Origin of the sequence: Mangrovihabitans endophyticus, assembly GCF_014646155.1 — a bacterium.
Lineage (GTDB): Bacteria > Actinomycetota > Actinomycetes > Mycobacteriales > Micromonosporaceae > Actinoplanes > Actinoplanes endophyticus.
Map to the genome: position 1 here is coordinate 36745 of NZ_BMMX01000016.1, position 20317 is coordinate 57061.

The 20317-nt window shown below is 71.8% G+C and carries 13 protein-coding genes and 1 pseudogene; 10 read left to right on the forward strand and 4 right to left on the reverse strand.

Translation table 11 applies throughout. The annotated features are described in order from the left end of the window. Positions 1-63 precede the first annotated feature (63 nt). Genes IEY73_RS18235 through IEY73_RS18250 form a run of 4 tightly spaced genes read left to right on the forward strand, consistent with a single transcriptional unit; the run spans position 64 to position 2388 of the window. Complete coding sequence (locus tag IEY73_RS18235) at positions 64-543, forward strand: DUF6232 family protein (protein WP_189080442.1); 480 nt, start codon at positions 64-66, stop codon at positions 541-543. Beyond that, a complete protein-coding gene (locus tag IEY73_RS18240; RefSeq protein ID WP_189080443.1) occupies positions 540-896 on the forward strand; it encodes a DoxX family protein in 357 nt (118 codons plus the stop codon). The genes IEY73_RS18235 and IEY73_RS18240 overlap by 4 nt, the downstream gene beginning before the upstream one ends. 32 nt (positions 897-928) lie before the next feature. Continuing rightward, on the forward strand, positions 929-1471 hold the full coding sequence (locus tag IEY73_RS18245) for a PAS domain-containing protein (RefSeq protein WP_189080444.1): 543 nt from the start codon (positions 929-931) through the stop codon (positions 1469-1471). Further along, the gene (locus tag IEY73_RS18250) at positions 1468-2388 is read left to right on the forward strand and encodes a methyl-accepting chemotaxis protein (protein ID WP_189080445.1); all 921 of its coding nucleotides are present in this window, start codon (positions 1468-1470) and stop codon (positions 2386-2388) included. Before IEY73_RS18245 ends, IEY73_RS18250 begins: the two co-directional genes overlap by 4 nt. 9 nt (positions 2389-2397) lie before the next feature. On the opposite strand, the gene IEY73_RS18255 is transcribed toward IEY73_RS18250, so the two are convergent. The 3 genes from IEY73_RS18255 to IEY73_RS18265 all read right to left on the reverse strand — a co-directional run bounded on the left by IEY73_RS18255 (position 2398) and on the right by IEY73_RS18265 (position 5372). Next, positions 2398-3288 (reverse strand): ribokinase, encoded by an 891-nt coding sequence (locus tag IEY73_RS18255; protein ID WP_189080446.1) that lies wholly within the window; start codon positions 3286-3288, stop codon positions 2398-2400. A gap of 6 nt (positions 3289-3294) precedes the next feature. Beyond that, a complete protein-coding gene (locus tag IEY73_RS18260; protein ID WP_189080518.1) occupies positions 3295-4089 on the reverse strand; it encodes an ABC transporter ATP-binding protein in 795 nt (264 codons plus the stop codon). Positions 4090-4193: 104 nt separating this feature from the next. Beyond that, positions 4194-5372 (reverse strand): ROK family transcriptional regulator, encoded by a 1179-nt coding sequence (locus IEY73_RS18265; protein ID WP_189080447.1) that lies wholly within the window; start codon positions 5370-5372, stop codon positions 4194-4196. Positions 5373-5544: 172 nt separating this feature from the next. Between IEY73_RS18265 and IEY73_RS18270 the strand changes: the two genes are divergently transcribed. The 5 genes and pseudogenes from IEY73_RS18270 to IEY73_RS33650 form a co-directional block, all read left to right on the forward strand. Beyond that, complete coding sequence (locus IEY73_RS18270; protein WP_189080448.1) at positions 5545-7011, forward strand: glycoside hydrolase family 3 N-terminal domain-containing protein; 1467 nt, start codon at positions 5545-5547, stop codon at positions 7009-7011. Between the two features lie 66 nt (positions 7012-7077). Further along, positions 7078-7782: a TetR/AcrR family transcriptional regulator gene (locus tag IEY73_RS18275; protein ID WP_189080449.1), complete on the forward strand. Its 705-nt coding sequence runs from the start codon at positions 7078-7080 to the stop codon at positions 7780-7782. A 289-nt stretch (positions 7783-8071) separates the two neighbouring features. Further along, positions 8072-9742 carry a coenzyme B12-dependent isobutyryl-CoA mutase large subunit gene (gene icmA / locus IEY73_RS18280; RefSeq protein WP_189080450.1) on the forward strand — a complete coding sequence of 557 codons (1671 nt, stop codon included), beginning with the start codon at positions 8072-8074 and terminating at the stop codon, positions 9740-9742. Positions 9743-9820: 78 nt separating this feature from the next. Continuing rightward, positions 9821-10735, forward strand: coding sequence for a tetratricopeptide repeat protein (locus IEY73_RS18285; protein ID WP_189080451.1), 915 nt, complete (start codon positions 9821-9823; stop codon positions 10733-10735). 18 nt (positions 10736-10753) lie between these two features. After that, positions 10754-11729, forward strand: a pseudogene (locus IEY73_RS33650) (arginase family protein); the annotation flags it as partial. 1285 nt (positions 11730-13014) lie between these two features. Here the strand turns inward: IEY73_RS33650 and IEY73_RS18295 are convergent. Beyond that, positions 13015-14916, reverse strand: coding sequence for a penicillin-binding transpeptidase domain-containing protein (locus IEY73_RS18295; RefSeq protein WP_189080453.1), 1902 nt, complete (start codon positions 14914-14916; stop codon positions 13015-13017). A 224-nt stretch (positions 14917-15140) separates the two neighbouring features. Here IEY73_RS18295 and IEY73_RS18300 point away from each other — a divergent pair, with 224 nt between their 5' ends. After that, positions 15141-20099: an NAD-glutamate dehydrogenase gene (locus IEY73_RS18300; protein ID WP_189080454.1), complete on the forward strand. Its 4959-nt coding sequence runs from the start codon at positions 15141-15143 to the stop codon at positions 20097-20099. Positions 20100-20317 lie beyond the last annotated feature (218 nt).

The following is a 20317-nucleotide window of genomic DNA, read 5'->3' on the forward strand; positions in this document are numbered from 1 at the left end:
ATTCTGAAATTCGATTCGGTTCAGCCTACGACGGGTATCGGTAGGGTCCGGACGGGAGGCGAGATGACCACGTACTACCGGGACGGCGATGTGCTCGTCACGTCGGAGCGGATCCGCACCGACGGCGGTGACTACCGGCTGAGCGAGCTGGACCAGGTCTGGCACGCCCGTGGCCGGCGCTCCTGGCGGCGGGTCGCCGGGCGGGGTGCGCTCGGCATGATCATCCTCGTCCCGGTGCTGGTCGGTGGGGTCGGCATCGCGATCGCGCTCAGCTTGCACGCCTCGGCCGCGGTCACCGTCGCGTTGATCGTGGGCGGAGTGCTGGCCGGGCTCGCCGCGATGCCTCTGGCGGACGTGATCCTGGAACTCGTCGACCGGTCGTACGACCGGGGCAGCCGCACCCTGGAGATCTGGGGCCGGCGGCGCGGCCGGGACGTGTTGCTGGTGCGCACGCGCGACCGGCGGCGGTTCGGTCAGATCTACCGCGCGGTGCAACGCGCCACCGAGCGCGAGGCGCACCGCGATGCCCGGGCACGCCGGTGAGCGCGCGCGCCCTGGCCGGCTTGCTGACCACGACCGGCATCCTGCATTTCGTCACGCCCGGCCCGTTCGACGGCATCGTGCCCCGGGCGCTGCCCGGGTCGCCGCGGGCGTGGACGCTGGTCAGCGGGGCCGCCGAGCTGGTGGTGGCGGCCGCGGTGGCACATCCGCGCAGCCGCCGGGCCGGTGCCCTGGCCGCGGCCGGCCTGTTCGCCGCGGTCTTCCCGGCGAACGTGCAGATGGCCGTGGACTGGCGCGATGCGTCTCCCGGCCGGCGGGCGATCGCCTATGGCCGGTTGCCACTGCAGGTGCCGTTGGTGATCTGGGCGCTGCGGGTTTCTCGAAACGCCCGCTGAACGAGGCCCGGAACGACCAGAATCAAAGCACTATGAAGGCCACTCAGGTCCGCCCGACCGGCATCGACCGGACATTCGGCGAGAACGAGATCATCGTCACCAAGACGGACACCCGCGGCATCATCACGTACGCCAACGACGTCTTCCTGCGCATCTCGGCCCTGGCCGAGGAGGAGGCCGTCGGCAAGCCGCACAGCCTGATCCGGCACCCGGACATGCCGCGCGCCATCTTCAAGCTGCTCTGGGAGACCATCAAGCAGCGCCAGGAGATCTTCGCGTACGTGGTGAATCTGGCCGCCGACGGGGCGCACTACTGGGTGCTGGCCCATGTCACGCCGTCGCTGGATCCCGGCGGGCAGGTCGTGGGGTACCACTCCAACCGGCGCAAGCCGGATGCGCAGGCGGTGTCCGCGGCCAGCGAGCTGTACGGCAAGCTGCGCGCCGAGGAGCGCCGGCATTCGCGCGCCCCGGAAGCGCTGGACGCCTCGTGGCGGATGCTGCAGGACGTGCTCGCCGAGCGGGGACAGACCTATGACCAGTTCGTGTGGGAGCTGACGAACGGGAGCCGGCGATGAGTCGAACCACCACCACGCCGCCGCCGGGTGCGCAGGTCGACGCCCTGCGTCTGATCGCCGAGACGTGCCGCCGGGCCGCCGCCGGGGACATGGAGACACGGGTGCCGCCGCTGGGCGGCTCGGAGCAGGCGGTGGCCGCGCGTACCGCGATCAACAGCCTGCTGGACAGCGCCGACGGCTTCGTCCGGGAGGCCGGCGCCGCGTCCGCCGCTGCCGCCGAGGGCCGCTTCCACCGGCAGTTCCTGACCCGCGGGATGAACGGCGCCTTCCGCACCGCGGCGCTGCAGATCTCGCAGTCCAGCGAGGCCATGCACCATTCCGCGGACCAGGTCGAGGCGGCCGCGCGCGGCCGGCTGGCGCTCGCCGACGAACTCGAATCGGCCGTGCTCACGGTGTCCGAGCAGGTGGCCACGGCGGCCACCGAGATGGGCGCCTCGGCCAACGGGCTGGCCGACTTCGCCCGCAACGCGGTCGGCGACGCGGAGCGCGGCCTGGAGACGGTGACCTCGCTGCGCACCGCATCCGATCAGATCCGGCATGCGGTGGACCTGATCAACCAGGTGGCCTCGCAGACCCGGCTGCTCGCCCTGAACGCCACCATCGAGGCGGCTCGGGCCGGTGACGCCGGGCGCGGGTTCAGCGTGGTGGCCAACGAGGTGAAGACGCTGGCCAACGAGACAAGCAGTTCCAGCGACGAGATCCTCGGACAGGTCAACACGGTGCAGCAGGCGGCCGGCGACGCGGTCGGCGTGTTGGAGGCGGTGACCGCGAGCATCCGGGAGATGAGCGGCCTGGTCAACGGGATCGCCAGCGCGGTCGACGGCGGCCACGAGTCGGGTACGACCGGGCTGTCCCAGCTCGCCGAGGTGTTGCGCAACGAGGTGAACCGCTTCGTGGAGTCGGCACGCCAGGCCTGAGCGCGCCGGTCAGCCGCCGTGGTGGACGGCGTCGATCTCGGCACGCGTGGGCAGGGCGCTGGACGCGCCGACCTTGCGCACGCAGGCGGCGCCGGCCGCGTTGGCCCAGCGGACCGCCTCGACCAGGTCGCGTCCCTCACCCCAGGCGACGGCCAACGCCCCGGTGAAGGCGTCGCCGGCTGCGGTGGTGTCGGCCACCTCCACCCGGTAGGCCGGGACCCGCTCGTCCCGGCCGTCCCGGTCGGCGTACCAGGAACCCTCGCCACTCAGCGTCAGCACCACGCGCGGGACCAGGGCGAGCAGCCGTGCCATGTCGGCGTCGGTGCCGGCGATCGCCTCGGCCTCGCTCTGGTTGACCACCAGCAGGTCCACGTGGTCCAGCAGGTCGGACGGCATCTCGCGGGCGGGTGCCGCGTTCAGCACCACCCGCGCCCCGCCGCGTTTCGCCGCGATCGCCGCCGCGGTCACCGTCTCGGACGGGATCTCCTGCTGGCAGAGCAGCACGTCACCGCCGCCGATCACGGCTTCCTCCGCGTCGGTGAGCGCCACGAACGTCCGGTTGGCGCCGGGGCTGACCAGGATCGAGTTCTCCCCGGTCCGGTCCACCATGATCACCGCCACGCCGGACGTGCCGTAACTGGTCCGCAGGTGGCCGGTGTCCACCCCGGAGGCGGCGAGCCGGGCGCTGATGGTCACTCCGAAGGAGTCGGAGCCGATGGCGCCGAGCATCACGCAGTCGCCACCCGCACGCGCCGCGGCGATGGCCTGATTGGCACCCTTGCCGCCGGGCATCATCACGAAGTCCTCGCCGAGCACCGTCTCCCCCGGTCGGGGCAGACGGTCGGCCAGGCCGACCAGGTCCATGTTGGCGCTGCCCGCGACGACGATCCTGGGCGCCACGACGGATCAGGCCGCCCGTGCCGTGTACCGGTCGCCGAAACGCTGCACGGTCAGCGGCAGCCCGAAGGTCTTGGACAGATTCTCCCCGGTCAGGGTCTCGCCGAGCAGCCCGGCGGCGACCACCGTGCCCTCGCGCAGCAGCATGGCGTGGGTGAAGCCGGGCGGGATCTCCTCCACGTGGTGGGTGACCAGCACCATGGCGGGCGCTTCCGGGTCCTCGGCCAGCGCGGTGAGACGGACCAGCAGATCCTCCCGGCCGCCCAGGTCCAGCCCGGCGGTCGGCTCGTCGAGCAGCATCAGTTCCGGATCGGTCATCAACGCGCGCGCGATCTGGGTGCGCTTGCGCTCCCCCTCGGACAGGGTGCCGAACTCGCGGTCGATCAGCGCGCCCATGCCGAGCTGGCCCAGCAGGGCACGGGCACGGGCCTCGTCCTGCGGGTCGTAGCTCTCCCGCCAGCGGCCGACCACCGACCACGCGGCGGTCACCACCACGTCCAGCACACGCTCGTTCGGCGGCACGCGCTCGGCGAGCTGACCGGTGGTGAGCCCGATCCGGGTGCGCAGCTCGGTGACGTCGGTGCGGCCCAACTGCTCGCCGAGCACCCAGGCGACACCGCGGGACGGGTGCATCCGCGCCGCCGCGAGGTTGAGCACGGTGGTCTTGCCGGCGCCGTTCGGCCCGAGCACCACCCAGCGCTCGTCCAGCTCGACCTGCCAGCTCAGACCGCGGAGCAGATGATTTCCGCCGCGGATCACGCTGAGACGGTCGAACGAGATGACGGTGTCCTCGTCGGGCGGCATGGGCGACTCGAGCACGCCCTTATCCAATCACGCAGCGACCGCTCCACCACGCACCGGGGACCCGATCACGCAGCCGTGGCCGCGCCACGCACCGGGGACCGTCGTCACGCGACGGTGGACCCGAACACCTCGTCGCGGGCCGCGTCCAGCGCCATCCGCAGCGCGCCGTGCAGCACCGGCTCCACCGCCACCTCGCTGACCACCACCTTCGGGGCGACCAGGGTGATCGCGGCCACCTCCCGTTGCACCTTGTCGGCCAGGATCGGACCGCCGGCCTGTCCCACCTCCCCGGCCAACACCACCAGCGGCGGGTCGAGCACCACGCAGGTGGCCGCCACGCCCAGCGCCAGCCGGCCGGCCAGCTCGTCCAGCACCGGTTCGCCGGCCGCGCCGGCGGCCACCGCGGCGCGCACCACGTCGGCCGCCTCGGCGCCGTGGAATCCGTGCTCCTTGCCGATGGCCTTGGCCGCGTCACCACCGGCCAGGCTCTGAAAGGCGCCCTTGACGCCACGGCGGGCCACGTTGCGCGGGATGTCGGCGCCGGGCACCGGAAGCCAGCCGATCTCGCCGGCCGCGCCGGAGTGGCCCTGGTGCAGGCGACCGTCGATGACGGTGGCCAAGCCGACACCACGGCCGATCCAGATCAGCACGTAGTCGTCCACGCCCGCGGCGGCGCCGCCGTGCGCCTCGGCCACCGCTGCCAGGTTCACGTCGTTACCGAACATCACCGGGGTGCTCAGGTCGCGCCGCAGATCGTCGAGCAGCCCGCGGTGCCAGCGCGGCAGGTCGTACGCGAACTGGATCTCGCCGCTCGCGGGGTCCACCAGACCGGGGGTGCCCAGCACGACCCGGCGTACCGACGTCATCTCGGTGCCCGCCCGGCTCGCGGCCTGGACCACCGCGTTGTGCACCACGCCGACCGGGTCGTCGGTGTCCTTCGTGGACTGCTCGACCCGCCCGATCACCGCGCCGGTGATGTCCGCACAGGCCGCCACGACCAGGTCGGGGCCCACGTCAACGCCGATGACGTGGGCGCTGCCGGGCGTGACGGCGTAAAGCTGAGCGTTCGGTCCCCGGCCGCCGGCCTGCTCCCCGACCCGCCGCACCAGGCCGCGTTCCTCCAGCCGCTCCACGAGCTGGGACGCGGTGACCTTGCTGAGGCCGGTCAGCTCGCCGAGCTGCGCCCGGGTGAGCGGGCCACGGTTGAGCAGGAGTTCCAGCGCGGCGCGGTCGTTCAGCGCACGCAACAGCCGGGGCGTTCCCGGGAGGCGGGCAGCGGCCATGACGACGTCCCCTAGTACTTAAGTTAGTTTCCTATTATTGTCTGCGATGCAGGTTGGGTAGCCGCAGCGTAACGGTCAGCCTCCGGTGCGACTGCAGCGTGTGGCCAATCGACGTCGGACGATCATGGCAGTACGCGGACGCCATTTCCAGCGTCGCCACGAAAGGGACAGCATGCCGATCGATACCGGGCTGCGCCGCCTGGCGCTGCGCACCCTGCTGGCGGCCTTCGACGGCCCGGCCGCCCCGCCGTGGGCGCTGCGCCTGCTCGACGACGGGCTGGCCGGGCACACCCTGTTCGGGTCGAACGTCGCCGAGCCCGCCCAAGTGGCCCGGCTCACCGCCGAGTTGCGCGCGGCGCGCGCGGACACGCTGATCGCCATCGACGAGGAGGGCGGGGACGTCACCCGGCTGGCCCATCGCACCGGCAGCCCCTATCCGGGCAACGCCGCGCTGGGCGCGGTGGACGACGTCGACCTCACCCGTACGGTGCACGCCGCGATCGGCGCCGACCTGGTCGAGGCGGGCGTCAACCTGAACCTGGCGCCGACCGTGGACGTGAACACCGCGGACGACAATCCGATCATCGGCACCCGCTCGTTCGGCGCCGATCCGGCCCTGGTCGCCCGGCACGTGGCCGCCGCGGTCGACGGGCTGCAGTCCACCGGCGTGGCCGCCTGCGCGAAACACTTCCCCGGGCACGGGGCGACGGTCGCCGACTCGCACGTCGGCCTGCCGACCGTGCACGCTCCGCTCGCCACCCTGCGCGTACGCGACCTGCCGCCGTTCGCCGCCGCGGTGACGGCCGGGACCAAGGCGATCATGACCGCGCACATCCGGGTTCCGGCGCTGACCGGCGCGGACCCCGCCACGTTCAGCCGGGCGACGCTGACCGGCCTGCTGCGTCGCGAATGCGGCTTCGGCGGCGCGATCGTCACCGACGCACTGGAGATGCGGGGCGCCGCGGACACCGCCGGCGGCATCGGGCCGGCCGCCGTCCACGCGCTGGCCGCCGGCGCGGACCTGCTCTGCCTCGGCGCCCGCGTGGACCGGACGCTGGTGGAGAGCGTCGCGGCGGAGATCGCCGCGGCCACCCGCGACGGCCGTTTGCCGCTCGCGCGGGTGGAGGACGCCGCCGAGCGCACCGCTGCCCTGGCGGCGAGCGCGCCACCCGCCGCCGGACCGGTCGGCTCCGGCACGCGGGACCCCGCACGGCTCGGCTATCCGGCCGCCCGGCGCGCGGTACGGGTGGAAGGCTCGCTGCACGACATCACCGACCCCCTGGTGGTACGCCTGACGTCTGACCCGTCGATCGCCGAGGGCCGCGTCCCGTGGGGGTTGCGGCCACACCTCAACGGCACCGAACAGCTCGACGTGGGAGGGGCGGCGGACCCGACGCCCGACAGCATCCTCGTCCGCGCCGGGACGCGGCCGATCGTGGTGGTGGGCCGGCACCTGCACCGGTCGCCACGGGCTCGCGCACTGGTCGGCGCCCTGGCCGCGACACACCCGGTCGTCGTGGTCGAGATGGGCTGGCCGTCGGCATGGCGTCCGGCCGGGGTGCGGGCGTTTCTCACCACGCACGGGGCGAGCCGGGCCAACGGCTACGCCGCCGCGGAGGCGCTCGGCCTGGCGGTCTGAATCCACCCTCGCGTCGCGGCTCGCCCGTACGTCTCGCGGCGGCGGCCGACGGCTACGGTGGCGGATGTGACGAGCGCCGCCGAGACACCCGCCGGGGCCGGACGGCCGCGCAGCGGGCGGGGCGAGCAGACGCGGCAGCTCATCCTGGACACCGCGCTGCGGCTGTTCCGCGAGCGGGGATACGCCGAGACGACCATGCGCGCGATCGCCAAGGAGGCCGGGGTCGCGGTCGGCAACGCGTACTACTACTTCGACTCCAAGGAACACCTGATCCAGGGGTTCTACGACCGCAATCAGGCGGCACACCGGGCCGCCGCCGAGGCGACCCTGAGCGCCGAACGGGACCTGGCGGCACGCCTGCGCGGGGTGCTGCATGCCGGCATCGACGTGAACGAGCCGTACCACTCGTTCGCGGCCACCTTCTTCAAGACCGCGGCCGAGCCGTCGTCGCCGCTGAGCCCGTTCTCCGCGGAATCCTCGCCGGCGCGCCAGGCCGCGATCGGCATCTTCCGCGAGGTGGTCGAGGGCTCCGCCGCCAAGCTCGACCCGGAGCTGCGCCGCGAGCTGCCGGAGCTGCTCTGGCTCGGCTGGATGGGCGTGGTGCTGTTCTGGGTGCACGACTCCTCGCCCGGCCAGCGGCGCACCCGTCGGCTCATCGACGGCGCGGTTCCGCTCGTGGACCGGCTGGTCGGATTGTCCCGTCTCCGGGTGCTCCGTCCCGCCCTGCGCCAGGTCCTCGCCCTCCTGGACACCATTCGGCGGGACGACTGATCACTTGCAGTGACGAAGTGGTCGGCCCGCGCGTGGCCGTCATGCCGGGCGGAGCTGCCCGAACGGCCCCTTCCCGACAAAGTGGGGTAACACGTACGGTAATCACCGCCGGGTAAATCCGGGGCGTGAGTTCGGCCTTCGTTCGGGACCAGTTCGAACTCGCGCCGACGGAGGGTGGGTCGGGCGCCGGCGGTTTCGGGAGCAGCCGCCATCGCGCCCGGCTCACGCGGCCCACCCCGTCGGCCGCCGCCCCTTAGCGATCGTTCAGCCAACCATCTAGGATCTGAGCATGGACGCCGCCGAGATCGCCGCCGGCCGGGAACGCTGGCAGAAGCGTTACGACGCCGCACGCAAACGAGACGCCGACTTCACCACCCTGTCCGGGTCCGAGGTCGAGCCCGTCTACGGGCCACCGGCCGGCGACTACCCCGGGTTCGACCGCATCGGCTGGCCGGGCGAATACCCGTACACGCGTGGCCTGTACCCCACCGGATACCGCGGACGGGCCTGGACCATCCGGCAGTTCGCCGGCTTCGGCAACGCCCGGCAGACCAACGAGCGCTACAAGATGATCCTCGCGGCCGGCGGCGGCGGGCTCTCCGTCGCGTTCGACATGCCGACCCTGATGGGCCGCGACTCGGACGAGCCGCTGGCCGTCGGCGAGGTCGGCCACTGCGGGGTGGCCATCGACTCCGCGGCCGACATGGACGTGCTGTTCGACGGGATCGACCTGCAACAGGTCACCACCAGCATGACCATCTCCGGCCCGGCGGTGCCGATCTTCACCATGTACCTGGTCGCCGCCGAGCGCCAGGGCGCCGATCTCGGCAAGCTCGACGGCACCCTGCAGACCGACATCTTCAAGGAGTACATCGCCCAGAAGGAGTGGCTGTTCGCTCCGGAACCGCACCTGCGGTTGATCGGCGACCTGATGGCGTACTGCGACAGGCACATCCCCCGCTACAAGCCGCTGTCCGTCTCCGGCTATCACATCCGCGAGGCCGGCTCGACCGCCGCGCAGGAACTCGCCTACACCCTCGCGGACGGTTTCGGGTATGTGGAACTCGGGCTGTCCCGCGGACTCGACGTGAACCGGTTCGCGCCCGGACTGAGCTTCTTCTTCGACGCGCATGTGGACTTCTTCGAGGAGATCGCCAAGTTCCGCGCCGCTCGCCGGATCTGGGCCCGGCACCTGCGCGACGACTACGGGGCGACCAGCGAAAAGGCGCTCTGGCTGCGGTTCCACACGCAGACCGCGGGGGTCAGCCTGACCGCGCAGCAACCGGTCAACAACGTGGTGCGCACGGCGGTGGAAGCCCTCGCCGCGGTGCTCGGCGGCACCAACTCCCTGCACACCAACGCCCTGGACGAGACGCTGGCGCTGCCCACCGACGAATCAGCCGAGATCGCCCTGCGCACCCAGCAGGTGCTGATGGAGGAGACCGGCGTGGTCAACGTGGCCGACCCGCTGGGCGGTTCGTGGTACGTGGAAGCGCTGACCGACCGCATCGAAGCGGAAGCCGAGGAGATCTTCGCCCGCATCCGCGATCTGGGACACGACGCAAGCATGACCGCGGGCATCCTGCGGGGCATCGAGGACGGCTGGTTCACCGCCAACATCGCGGAGGCGGCCTTCGTCTATCAGCAGGCCGTGGAGAAGGGCGACAAGACCATCGTCGGGGTGAACGCGCACACCGGCACGGTGGCACGCGAGCTGGAGATCCTCCGCGTCTCGCATGAGGTGGAACGCACGCAGCGTGCCGAGCTGGGCGCGCGCAAGCAGCAACGAAACGCCGAGGACGTACGGGCGGCGCTGGGCCGGCTGACCGAGACGGCCCGCACGGAGCAGAACATGATTCCGGCGATGCTGGACGCGGCACGCGCGGAGGCGACGCTGGGCGAGATCTGCGGTGCGCTCAAGGAGGAATGGGGCACCTATCGCGAACCCGCGCGCTTCTGACGCCCGCGCTGTGACTTCCGATATCCCCCGCCCGGCGACCCCACGTACGGACGATCGAGCGTGCGAGACTAGGTAACCATGAGCGACCCACGGAGCACTCCGTCGATCTTCACCCGCGGCGCGGTCGACCTCAGCTCGCTGAAGGCACCGACGCCCAGCCGCCCGGCCCCGGACGCGGCGCCGGCCGCCGCCGGTGGCGCCCCGTCGCCGACTCCGGGTGCCGCGCCGGAAACGATTCTGGACGTCACCGAGGCCAACTTCCAGTCGGTGCTGGAACGGTCCATGTCCACCCCGGTGATCCTGGATTTCTGGGCGGACTGGTGTGAGCCGTGCAAGCAGCTCTCCCCCGTGCTGGAGAAGCTGGCCGCCGAGGGCGGCGGCAGTTGGCTGCTCGGCAAGGTCGATGTGGACGCCAACCCACGACTCGCCCAGGCACTGCGGGTGCAGGGCATCCCGATGGTGGTCGCGGTGGTCGGCGGGCAGCTCGTCGAGGGGTTCACCGGCGTGCTCCCGGAGAACCAGATCCGGCAGTACGTGGATGCGGTGCTCAAGGCCGGCGGGGTTTCCGTGGCGCCGACCGAGGATCCGCGGCTCGGTGCCGCCGACGACGCCCTGATGAGTGGCGACCTGGACACCGCCGAGGAGGCGTACCGCAAGATCCTGGCCGAGTCACCCGCCGAGCGTGCCGCCGAGGCCGGGCTCGCCCAGGTGGAGCTCTTCCGCCGGATTGCCGGCGCGGACCCGCAGGCCGCGGTGGCGAAGGCCGAAGCGGACCCGGACGATCTGGCCGCGCAGCGTCTCGCCGCCGACATCGAGGTGGTCAGCGGGCAGGCGGAGCAGGCGTACGCCCGCCTGGTCGCCGCCGTGCGCCGCTCCTCCGGCGAGGACCGGGACGAGGCCCGCAAGCACCTGCTGTCGTTGTTCACGGTGGCCGGGCCGGACGACCCCGCGGTCGCCGATGCCCGCCGCGCACTTGCCCGAGCGCTCTTCTAGGCAGGGGTAACCGACCGCATGCGCCGCATCGCCATCCTGGACGCACCGACCAACCTCGGCCTGCGACCGCCGACCGCGACGTCGGTGCCGGGGTGTGCCAAGGCGCCCGGAGCGTTGCGCGATCACGGGCTGCTGCAACGGCTTCAGGCCCGGGACGCGGGATGCCTGACGCCGCCGCGGTACGACCCCGGCGACTGGCGTCCCGGCGACGGCGTGTGCCATGCGGCGGAGATCGCGGCGTATTCGCGCGCGCTGGCCGGCCGGATCGCGGCGATCATCGACGCCGGCGAGTTCCCGGTGGTGCTCGGCGGCGACTGTTCCGTCCTTCTGGGCTCCGGCCTGGCGATGAACCGCCTGGGTGATGAGATCGGCGGCCGGATCGGGCTGGTCTTCGTGGACGGTCACTCCGATTTCCGGCATCCGGGCAACGCGTCGTACGTGGGCGCCGCGGCCGGCGAGGATCTTGCCCTGGCCACCGGGCGTGGCCAGTCGGACCTGGCCGCGATCGAGGGCCGCCGCCCGTATTTCCGCGACATCGACGTGGTGGTGCTGGGCATCCGTGCACAGGACGAGTACCGCCTCGACCTGCAGGCGGCCGGCATCGTCACCCGTCCGGTGCCGACGCTGCGCGTGGAGGGCGCCGCGCGTAGCGCCCAATGGGCACGCGACCAGCTCGCGGACTGCGCCGGCTATTGGGTGCATGTCGACGTCGACGTGCTGGATCCCGCGGTGATGCCGGCGGTGGACGCCCCGGATCCGGGCGGGATCGCCTTCCCCGAGCTGGAGCTTCTGCTCGCCGGGCTGGTCGACACGCCGCATTGCCTGGGCGTGGAGGTCACCGTGTTCGATCCGGACTACGACCCGGACGGCGGGTACGCGGAGGAGATCGCCTCGACGGTGGTGGCCGGCCTGGCACCGGTACGCACCGTCGACGCCCGCCCCGACCTGGTGGCCGCCCGCCGGGAGCTGGCGGAGCCCGACCCGCAACCCGCGGTGGCGGAGACGCCGGAGGCCACCGACCCGGACGCGGATGCGGATGCGATGCTCGCCGACGCGATGCCCGCGGACGGCAGCGAGTCTCCCGGCACGCCGGACGAGACCACCGCGCCCGCGGCGCCCGCCCTCGGAGTCGTCGCGCACGACGACGACATCACCGCGGACAATGACGACATCACCGCGGACAATGAGGCAGCCGCGGACGACGGCGCCGCGGACGACGGCGCCGCGGACGACGGCGCCGCGGACGACGGCGCCGCGGACGACGGCGCCGCGGCAGCCAACGAGCCAGCCGCGGGCCTTGAGGAAGCGCCGGACCACGGTGACGCGGCGGACGAGATCTCCGCGCGCGAGCCGATGGCCGCAGACGACGAGATCGCCGCGCACGAGCCGATCACCACCGACGACAGCACGGTCACCGACGACAGCGCGGCCGAGGGGCCTGGGGCGACCGACGACGTGGCAGCCGACATCGACGTCACGACCGACGATGTCCCGGCCGACGATGTCCCGGCCGACGATGTCGCCGCAGACCTCGTCGTGGCCGAGGTTGGCGCGACGAGCGACGGCTCCGGGGACGACCCGGCCGTCGCGGCGGAAACGGGCCGCACCGAGACGCACCGTCACGCACGGCCGCTCGGCCTGGCTCCGACGCTCGACTCCGAGCCGCTTCCCGCGACCCGGCCCGGCATGCTGCGGCCGCGCAGCACCGACAGCTTCTCGCTGCCCGCTCAGCGGCCCGCGTTCGACATCGGCCCGGACGAAGAACCGGCCGACCTCGCGTGACCGGGTGCGGCGTCCATCGCGGGGCTTGCCGAAGCGTGCTGGTCGGCCGATCGGCGAAGCCGCCACCCCGATACACCCGCCGGACTCGCAGACCTGGGAATGTTGCTCGCACCGAGGGCCCGGGGCGAGTGCCAGCCGTCGCTGGTGGCTGTCACCGCACGATCGGCCGTCCGTCATGTACGTCATGCGCCCGCCGTGACAGCCGTCTGTCACGGCTGAACAGGCGGTGACAGCCATCCGCTACGGCTAAACCGGCCGGCGGTGACATCCATCCGCTACGGCTGAACCAGTCGGCGGTGACATTCGCGTCGGCCCACCCGACCCCGGTCGGCCCTACCCCCGACCGACCCCGACCTCCGGCCAACCCCGACCTCGAGCCGACCCCGACCCGCCAGCCGACCCCGACTCGCCGGCTGGTCGGGCCGCCGAAAGCCCCTGTCTACCGTCGCGGATGGGCGAAATCCGGCCCGGTGCGGACCGGACGGGCGCCGCGCGGATCAGTTGAGCGCGGTGAGGAACCTCGCCACGATCGGGATCGCGCTCTCCGCTCCCGCGCCGCCCTGCTGCACCATCACCGCGAACGCCACATCGCCCTGCCAGCCGATGAACCACGCGTGGGTGTCCGTCGAGCCGGTCTGGAACTCGGCGGTGCCGGTCTTGCCGAACACCGGCTTTCCCGGTACGCGCTTGAGCGCGGTGCCGGTGCCGTCGGTGACCACCTCACGCATCATGTCGCGCAACGGCTTCACCGCCGCGTCGTTCAGGGGCGCGCCGGGGCCGGCCGGGTTCGCCGGGGCGGGCGCGGTCACCAGCTTCGGCTGTTCGAACCGGCCGCGGGCGACCGCCGCGGTGGCGCCCGCCATGGCCAGCGGGCTGACCACCGTGGTGCCCTGCCCGAAGCTCGCCGCGGCCAGCTCGACCGGGGTGTTGCCGGTCGACACGGTGCCGCTGAACGCCTCGATGCCCAGGTCCCATTTTCCGCCCAGGCCGACGGCGGTGGACGCGGCCGCCATGCCGTCGGCGCCCAGCTTGGGCGCGAGAGAGACGAAGGCGGTGTTGCACGACTCGGCGAAGTCGGTGTGGAAGGGCACCTTGCCGAGTTCCATGTCGTGCGCGTTGGTGAACGTCCGGCCGGAGACGGTGGCCTCCTTCGGACAGTTCACCGCGGTGTCCGCGGTGACCGCCTTCTTCTGCAGCAGTCCCAGCGCGGACACCATCTTGAAGGTGGAGCCGGGCGGCACCTTGGCGGTCAGCGCGTTGTTCACGGTGCCGCCGTCCGGGCCGTTGGCCACCGCGAGCACCGACGAGTCGCTGATCCGGATCGCCACCATCGAGCTGGGCCGCTTCTCCGAGCCGAGCGCCGCGTCGGCCGCCTGCTGCACCTTTTGATCCAGGGTGGTCCGCACACCGGTGCCGGCCACCGGATCCACGCTGAACAGTTGGGCGTCCTCCACCTGGTCGTCGGGGGTGCGGCGGGCGATCACCACGGACTGGCCGGGTGTGCCGCGCAGCGTCGTGTCGTACCGGCCCTGCAGTCCGCCGTGCCCGACGATGTCGCCCTGCACGAACCGGTCCGGGTTGGCGTCCATGTCCTCGGCGGTGGCCGGGTCGGCGGTGCCGAGCAGAGCACGGGCGAACTCGCGGGTGGGCGCGAGGTCGCGGTTCTCCTCGCGGAAGACGGTGCCGGCCAACGGCCGCACGTCGTCCCGGATCTTGTCGTAGTCCGGCCGCCGCAGGGTGATCAGGTCGATGAACGCGCCCGGGTCCGCCTGGTCGACGCGCTTGCGCAGGTCGGAAAGGTCCAGCGTGACGCCGACCTTCTGGAACGCCGCGGTGAGATCGGCGGCGAGCTTCGGCAGGTCGGTGACCTTCTGCGGCGTGACGCCGATGGTGACCACCGGACGCGGCGTCACGATCGGCTTGCCGTCCCGGTCCAGGATGCCGGCCCGCTCGGCGGCGACCCGGCGCAGTTGCAGCTTGTCACCGCCGGTCAGCTCACTGTGCACGATGACCGGTTCCCAGATCACCCGCCAGCCGTCGCTGTCCCGGTCGGTCAGCCGCACGGTGCTCTGATAGGACCACGGCTCGCCGCCCGGCAACGTCCAGTCCAGCTTCACCCGGCTGGTGGCCACGTCCCCGGTGATCTTCGGCTCGGTCTGCCGAGTGAGCACCAGCGGCGCCGAGGCGAGGTCGCCCGAGAGACCGCGGATCTCCGTGACGACCTGGTCTGCGGAGATGCCCGACCCGGCCGCGGTGACGAAGCCGACCTTCTGCAAGTTGCCGCTGCGCCACCCGGTGAGGAAGTCGGCCAGCACGTCGGCGGGCCCGTCCTTGCCGCACCCGGTCATCGCGCCGAGCAACACCACGACCGAAGACAGCAATGCGGCCGTACGGCGCATGTCGTCCTCCTCGCTGGGAAATGATCCGCTACGAAACCACGCGGGCTGACAGGAACGGTAAGCGAAGCGCGCACGGACCGGGGTCCCGGGCGGCGTGAGATGTAGCGAAGTCGTTGCCGAACGACGGCCGGATCGGACGTGGCTGCCGGTGACCGGCCGCGCTCGTTCTAGGCTGGTCCGGACACGTCGAACCCACAGAGTGGTGGGCGAGAGGAGCGCCAGGTATGGCAGGCACCGACCAGGGTGTGACCGAATCTGATCCGGAGATCGACTTCGTTCCCGGGCCCGGGCTGGCGCTGACCGGCCGTCTGGGATCGTCCGGTGACGACGCCGAGCTGGACGAGCCGCTGCCGAACGCGGAGCGCCTGGTGGCCGACGCGGTCGCGCTGGCCGGACCGGACCACATCACCGCGACGCTGGTGGACCGTTTCTGGCGTTTCGCCCCGGACGAGGAACTGGTCGGATACACCCCGGAGGAGATGTACGCCGCGGCGCTCGCGCACCGCGAGCTGGCCCAGCAGCGGCTGCCCGGCCAGCTCCAACTGTCGATCAGCGCGCCGGACCGCGACGAGCCGCACTCGGTGGTGTCGATCATCACCGACGACATGCCGTTCCTGGTGGACTCGGTCACCGCGCTGTTCGCCGCGCACCAACTGGAGGTGCACCTGCTGGTGCACCCGCTGATCGTGGTGCGGCGCGAACCGCTGGGCGCGCTGCAGCAGGTCGAAGCGGACGTGGAGCCGGACGACGCGATCGACGGCGACGTGGTGGAGAGCTGGATCCGGATCGAGATCGACCCGGTGCGCGACGCGGAGGCCCGCGAACAACTGCACAACGAGATCCGGCGGGTGCTCACCGACGTACGGGACGCGGTGGAGGACTGGCCGCGGATGCGACAGCGGGCCCTGGTGATCGCCGACGAGCTCGCCGCGGCGCGGGGTTCCGAGCATCGCCTGCCGGTGCCGGACAAGGACGTCACCGACTCGATCGAGCTGCTCCAGTGGCTCGCGCACGACCACTTCACGTTCCTCGGCTACCGCGAATACGTGCTCACCGACGGCGTGCTGACCGCCGTCGACGGCAGCGGGCTAGGCATCCTGCGCGGCGCCAGCACGCCCCGCACGCTGTCCTCGCTGCCCCCCGAGGCGTACGACCGGGCGATGCAGAAGCGGCTACTGGTGATCACCAAGGCCAATTCCCGCGCCACGGTGCACCGCTCGGCGTACCTGGACTACATCGGCGTCAAGATGTTCGACGCCGACGGCGAGGTGGTCGGCGAGCGCCGTTTCCTCGGCCTGTTCAGCTCCTCGGCGTACCGCACGAGCGTGCGTGAGCTGCCGGTGGTGCGGCGCAAGGTGATGGAGGTGCTGGACCGCTCCGGGCTGTCGCCGCGCGGCCACTCCGGCAAGGACCTCCTGCAGGTCCTGGAGACCTATCCGCGCGACGAGCTCTTCCAGATCAAGACCGACGACCTGTACGAAGCCGTGATCGGCGTGCTGCGCATGGCCGGGCGCCGACAGTTGCGGCTGTTCCTGCGGCGTGACGGGTACGGGCGGTTCATCTCCTGCCTGATCTATCTGCCCCGGGACCGGTTCACCACCGCGAACCGGCTGTGCATGCAGCAGATCCTGCTGCGCGAGCTGAACGGCATCGGGGTGGACCACACCACCCGCGTCACCGAGCGGATGCTCGCCCGGGTCCACTTCGTGGTGCGCACCGACCCGGCCGACCCGCCCGGCACGGTGGATCCGAACGCGCTGGCCGAGATGCTCGCCGACGCCACCCGCATGTGGGACGACGACTTCTCCGTGGTGCTGGAACGCAAGCTCGGCGAGGAGCAGGCCAAGACCCTCTTCCAGCGGTACGCCTCCGCGTTCCCGGACAGCTACAAGGACGGGCACACGCCGTACGAGGCGGTGCAGGATCTGGCCAAGCTGGAGCTGCTGGAGGAACCGGGCCAGTTGGAGATGCACCTGTATCGCAAGCGTCGCCTCACCGCGGCGGGCGTCGCCGAACCGGACGACGCGGATGTGCGTTTCAAGGTGTTCCGGCTGGGTGAGCCGATGATGCTGTCGGCCGTGCTGCCGGTGCTGCATTCGCTCGGCGTGCGCGTGGTGGACGAGCGCCCGCACGAGGTGCACCGCGACGACGACACCGCGTTCCTGTACGACTTCGGCCTGCAGCCACCCGAGGTGCACCGGGAACTGGCCGAGGTGCGACCGCAGGTGGAGAACGCCTTCGCCGCCGCGTGGCGGGGCGAGGCCGAGGTGGACAACTTCAACGAGCTGGTGCTGCGGGCCGGGCTGACGTGGCGTCAGGTGGTGGTGCTCCGGGCGTACGCGAAATACCTGCGGCAAGCCGGAAACGTGTTCTCCCAGCGGTACGTGCAGTCCACCTTCATCGCCTATCCGGACATCGCCCGGCTGATGGTGACGTTGTTCGAGACTCGCTTCTCGCCGCGCCTGCGACTGCGCGCGCAGGAACGCGAGCAGCGCTCCGGCGCGCTGGTGGAGCGGATCACCGCACTGCTCGACGGGGTGGACAGCCTCGACCAGGACCGCATTCTGCGTTCCTACCTGACGCTGATCCAGGCCACCCTGCGAACCAGCTTCTTCCAGCGCGGTCCGGACCAGCGGCCCAAGTCGTACGTGGCGTTCAAGCTGGATCCGCAGGCGATCCCGGACCTGCCGCAACCGCGGCCCAAATACGAGATCTTCGTCTACTCGCCCCGGTTCGAGGGCGTACACCTGCGGTTCGGCGCCGTCGCCCGCGGCGGCCTGCGCTGGTCGGACCGTCGGGAAGACTTCCGCACCGAGGTCCTCGGCCTGGTCAAGGCGCAGATGGTGAAGAACGCGGTGATCGTCCCGGTGGGCGCGAAGGGCGGCTTCGTGCTCAAGCGCAAGCCCGGCGACCGGGACGAGGCGGTGGCCTGCTACCGCCGGTTCATCACCGCGATGCTGGACGTCACCGACAACATCGTCGGCGGCGACATCGTGCCGCCCGCCGACGTGGTCCGGCACGACGGCGACGACCCCTACCTGGTGGTGGCGGCGGACAAGGGCACCGCCACGTTCTCCGACATCGCCAACGAGATCTCGGTGAGCAAGGGCTTCTGGATGGCCGACGCGTTCGCCTCCGGCGGCTCCGCGGGCTACGACCACAAGCGGATGGGCATCACCGCACGGGGCGCGTGGGAGAGCGTCAAGAAGCACTTCCGGGACATCGGCGTGGACACCCAGTCCGCGAACTTCACCGTGGTCGGCGTGGGTGACATGTCCGGTGACGTGTTCGGCAACGGCATGCTGCTGTCCGAGCACATCAGGCTGATCGCGGCCTTCGACCACCGGCACATCTTCATCGACCCGGACCCCGACCCCGCCGTTTCGTACGCCGAACGGCGGCGCCTGTTCGACCTGCCGCGCTCCTCCTGGGCGGACTACGACACGTCGCTGGTCAGCGAGGGCGGCGGCGTCTATCCGCGTACCGCGAAGTCCATCCCGGTCTCCCCGCAGGCGCGCGCCGCGCTGCACCTGGGCGACGCGTCCGCGGTGAGCCCCGCGGAGATCATGCGGGCCATCCTGACCGCGCCGGTCGACCTGCTGTTCAACGGCGGCATCGGCACCTATGTGAAGGCGGCCGGCGAGACCCACGCCGACGTCGGCGACAAGTCCAACGACGCGATCCGGGTGAACGGTCGCGACGTGCGGGCCCGAGTCGTCGGCGAAGGCGGCAACCTGGGCCTGACCCAGCGCGGCCGGATCGAGTACGCCCGAGGCGGCGGACGCCCCGGCCCGGACGGCACCGCGACGGGCGGCCGGATCTTCACCGACTTCATCGACAACGCGGCCGGCGTGGACTGCTCCGACCACGAGGTCAACATCAAGATCCTGCTGGGCGGCGCGGTCGCCGACGGCGAGATGACCACGCCCGAGCGCGACGAGTTGCTTGCCGCCATGACCGCCGAAGTGGCCGACCTGGTGTTGCGGGACAACTACGAGCAGGCGATGGCCCTGGGCAACGCGGTGACGCAGGCGCGCTCCCTGCTGCCCGTGCACCGCCGCCTGCTCGCCCATCTGGAGACGGCCGGCCACCTCAACCGGGAACTGGAGGCGCTGCCCACCGACAAGGAACTGTCCGTGCGGGGCGAACAGGGCGGCGGGCTGTCCGCGCCGGAGTTCAGCGTGCTCCTCGCGTACGTGAAGATCTGGCTGGAGGGCGAGGTCCTGCGCGACCAACTGGTCGACGAACCATGGACCACGCAGGTGCTGGAGAACTACTTCCCGACGCCGCTGCGCACCCGCTTCGCCGACCGGATGGCCGGGCACCGGCTGCGGCGCGAGATCATCACCACGTCGCTGGTCAACGAGGTGGTCAACCGGGGCGGCACCACGTTCGTCTTCCGCGCCATGGAGGAGAGCGGCGCGTCGCCGGCGGACGTGATCCGGGCGTACGTCGTGGTGCGTGAGGTCTACGGCCTGCGCGAGCTGTGGGAGGCCACCGAGCGCCTGGACAATGAGGTGCCGACGACCGCGCAGACGGCCGTCTACCTGGAGATCCGGCGGTTGCTCGACCGCGCGGTCCGGTGGCTGGTGAGCAATCGGCGTTCCCCGATCGACGTGGCGGCCGAGATCGACCGCCTGGGTCCGGGCGTGCGAGAGTTGCTGCCGCAGTTGTCGTCCGTGCTGGTGGGCGCGGAACGCGACTCCATGGAAGCCAACATGGCATCGCTGATGGACGAGTCGGTACCCAAGGAACTGGCGTCGACCGTGGGCCGCCTGGTGTACGGCTTCGGGCTGCTGGACATCCTGGAGAACCGGGACTTCCCGCCGCTGGAGGTGGCCCGGATCTACTTCGAGATCTCCGAGCGTTTCCAGATCGACGTGCTGCTGTCGCACATCTCCCGGCTGCCGCGCAACGACAGGTGGCAGACACTGGCGCGGATGGCGTTGCGGTACGACTTGTACTCGGCCCTGTCCGGTCTGACCACGCAGGTCCTGCACTCGACACCGTCCACGGCGGAGCCGGCGGACCGGGTGGCAGAGTGGGAGCAGGTGAACGCGGCGTCGATCGCTCGGGCGGGCAACGCGATGGGCAACGTGGAAGAGTCACCGGTGGACTTGGCAGCATTGTCGGTGCTGCTGCGCCAGATCCGCACCCTGGTGAAGACGTCCGGAGCCGACTGACAGCCACCCCACCCGGCCCCGCCCCGTCGCGTCCCGCCCCGTCGCGTCCCGCCCCCTCGCGTCGCCGCGTCCCGTCCCGCCCGGTCGCCCGGTCCCGTCCGCCCCGTCGCCCCGTCCCGTCCCGCCCGGTCGCCCGGTCGCGGCGGCGTCCCGTCGCGTCGCGTGGCGCCCCGTCGCCCCGTCCCGTCCCGCCGTCGCGGCGTCCCGCCGTCGCGGCG

What these genes read in the sequence shown, in the direction of transcription:
- IEY73_RS18235 (WP_189080442.1), top strand. Translation starts at nt 64, where the DNA reads ATGACCACGTACTACCGGGACGGCGATGTGCTCGTCACGTCGGAGCGG.
- IEY73_RS18295 (WP_189080453.1), bottom strand. Translation starts at nt 14,916, where the DNA reads ATGCGCCGTACGGCCGCATTGCTGTCTTCGGTCGTGGTGTTGCTCGGC.
- IEY73_RS18300 (WP_189080454.1), top strand. Translation starts at nt 15,141, where the DNA reads ATGGCAGGCACCGACCAGGGTGTGACCGAATCTGATCCGGAGATCGAC.
- IEY73_RS18270 (WP_189080448.1), top strand. Translation starts at nt 5,545, where the DNA reads ATGCCGATCGATACCGGGCTGCGCCGCCTGGCGCTGCGCACCCTGCTG.
- IEY73_RS18285 (WP_189080451.1), top strand. Translation starts at nt 9,821, where the DNA reads ATGAGCGACCCACGGAGCACTCCGTCGATCTTCACCCGCGGCGCGGTC.
- IEY73_RS18250 (WP_189080445.1), top strand. Translation starts at nt 1,468, where the DNA reads ATGAGTCGAACCACCACCACGCCGCCGCCGGGTGCGCAGGTCGACGCC.
- icmA (WP_189080450.1), top strand. Translation starts at nt 8,072, where the DNA reads ATGGACGCCGCCGAGATCGCCGCCGGCCGGGAACGCTGGCAGAAGCGT.
- IEY73_RS18245 (WP_189080444.1), top strand. Translation starts at nt 929, where the DNA reads ATGAAGGCCACTCAGGTCCGCCCGACCGGCATCGACCGGACATTCGGC.
- IEY73_RS18260 (WP_189080518.1), bottom strand. Translation starts at nt 4,089, where the DNA reads ATGCCGCCCGACGAGGACACCGTCATCTCGTTCGACCGTCTCAGCGTG.
- IEY73_RS18265 (WP_189080447.1), bottom strand. Translation starts at nt 5,372, where the DNA reads ATGGCCGCTGCCCGCCTCCCGGGAACGCCCCGGCTGTTGCGTGCGCTG.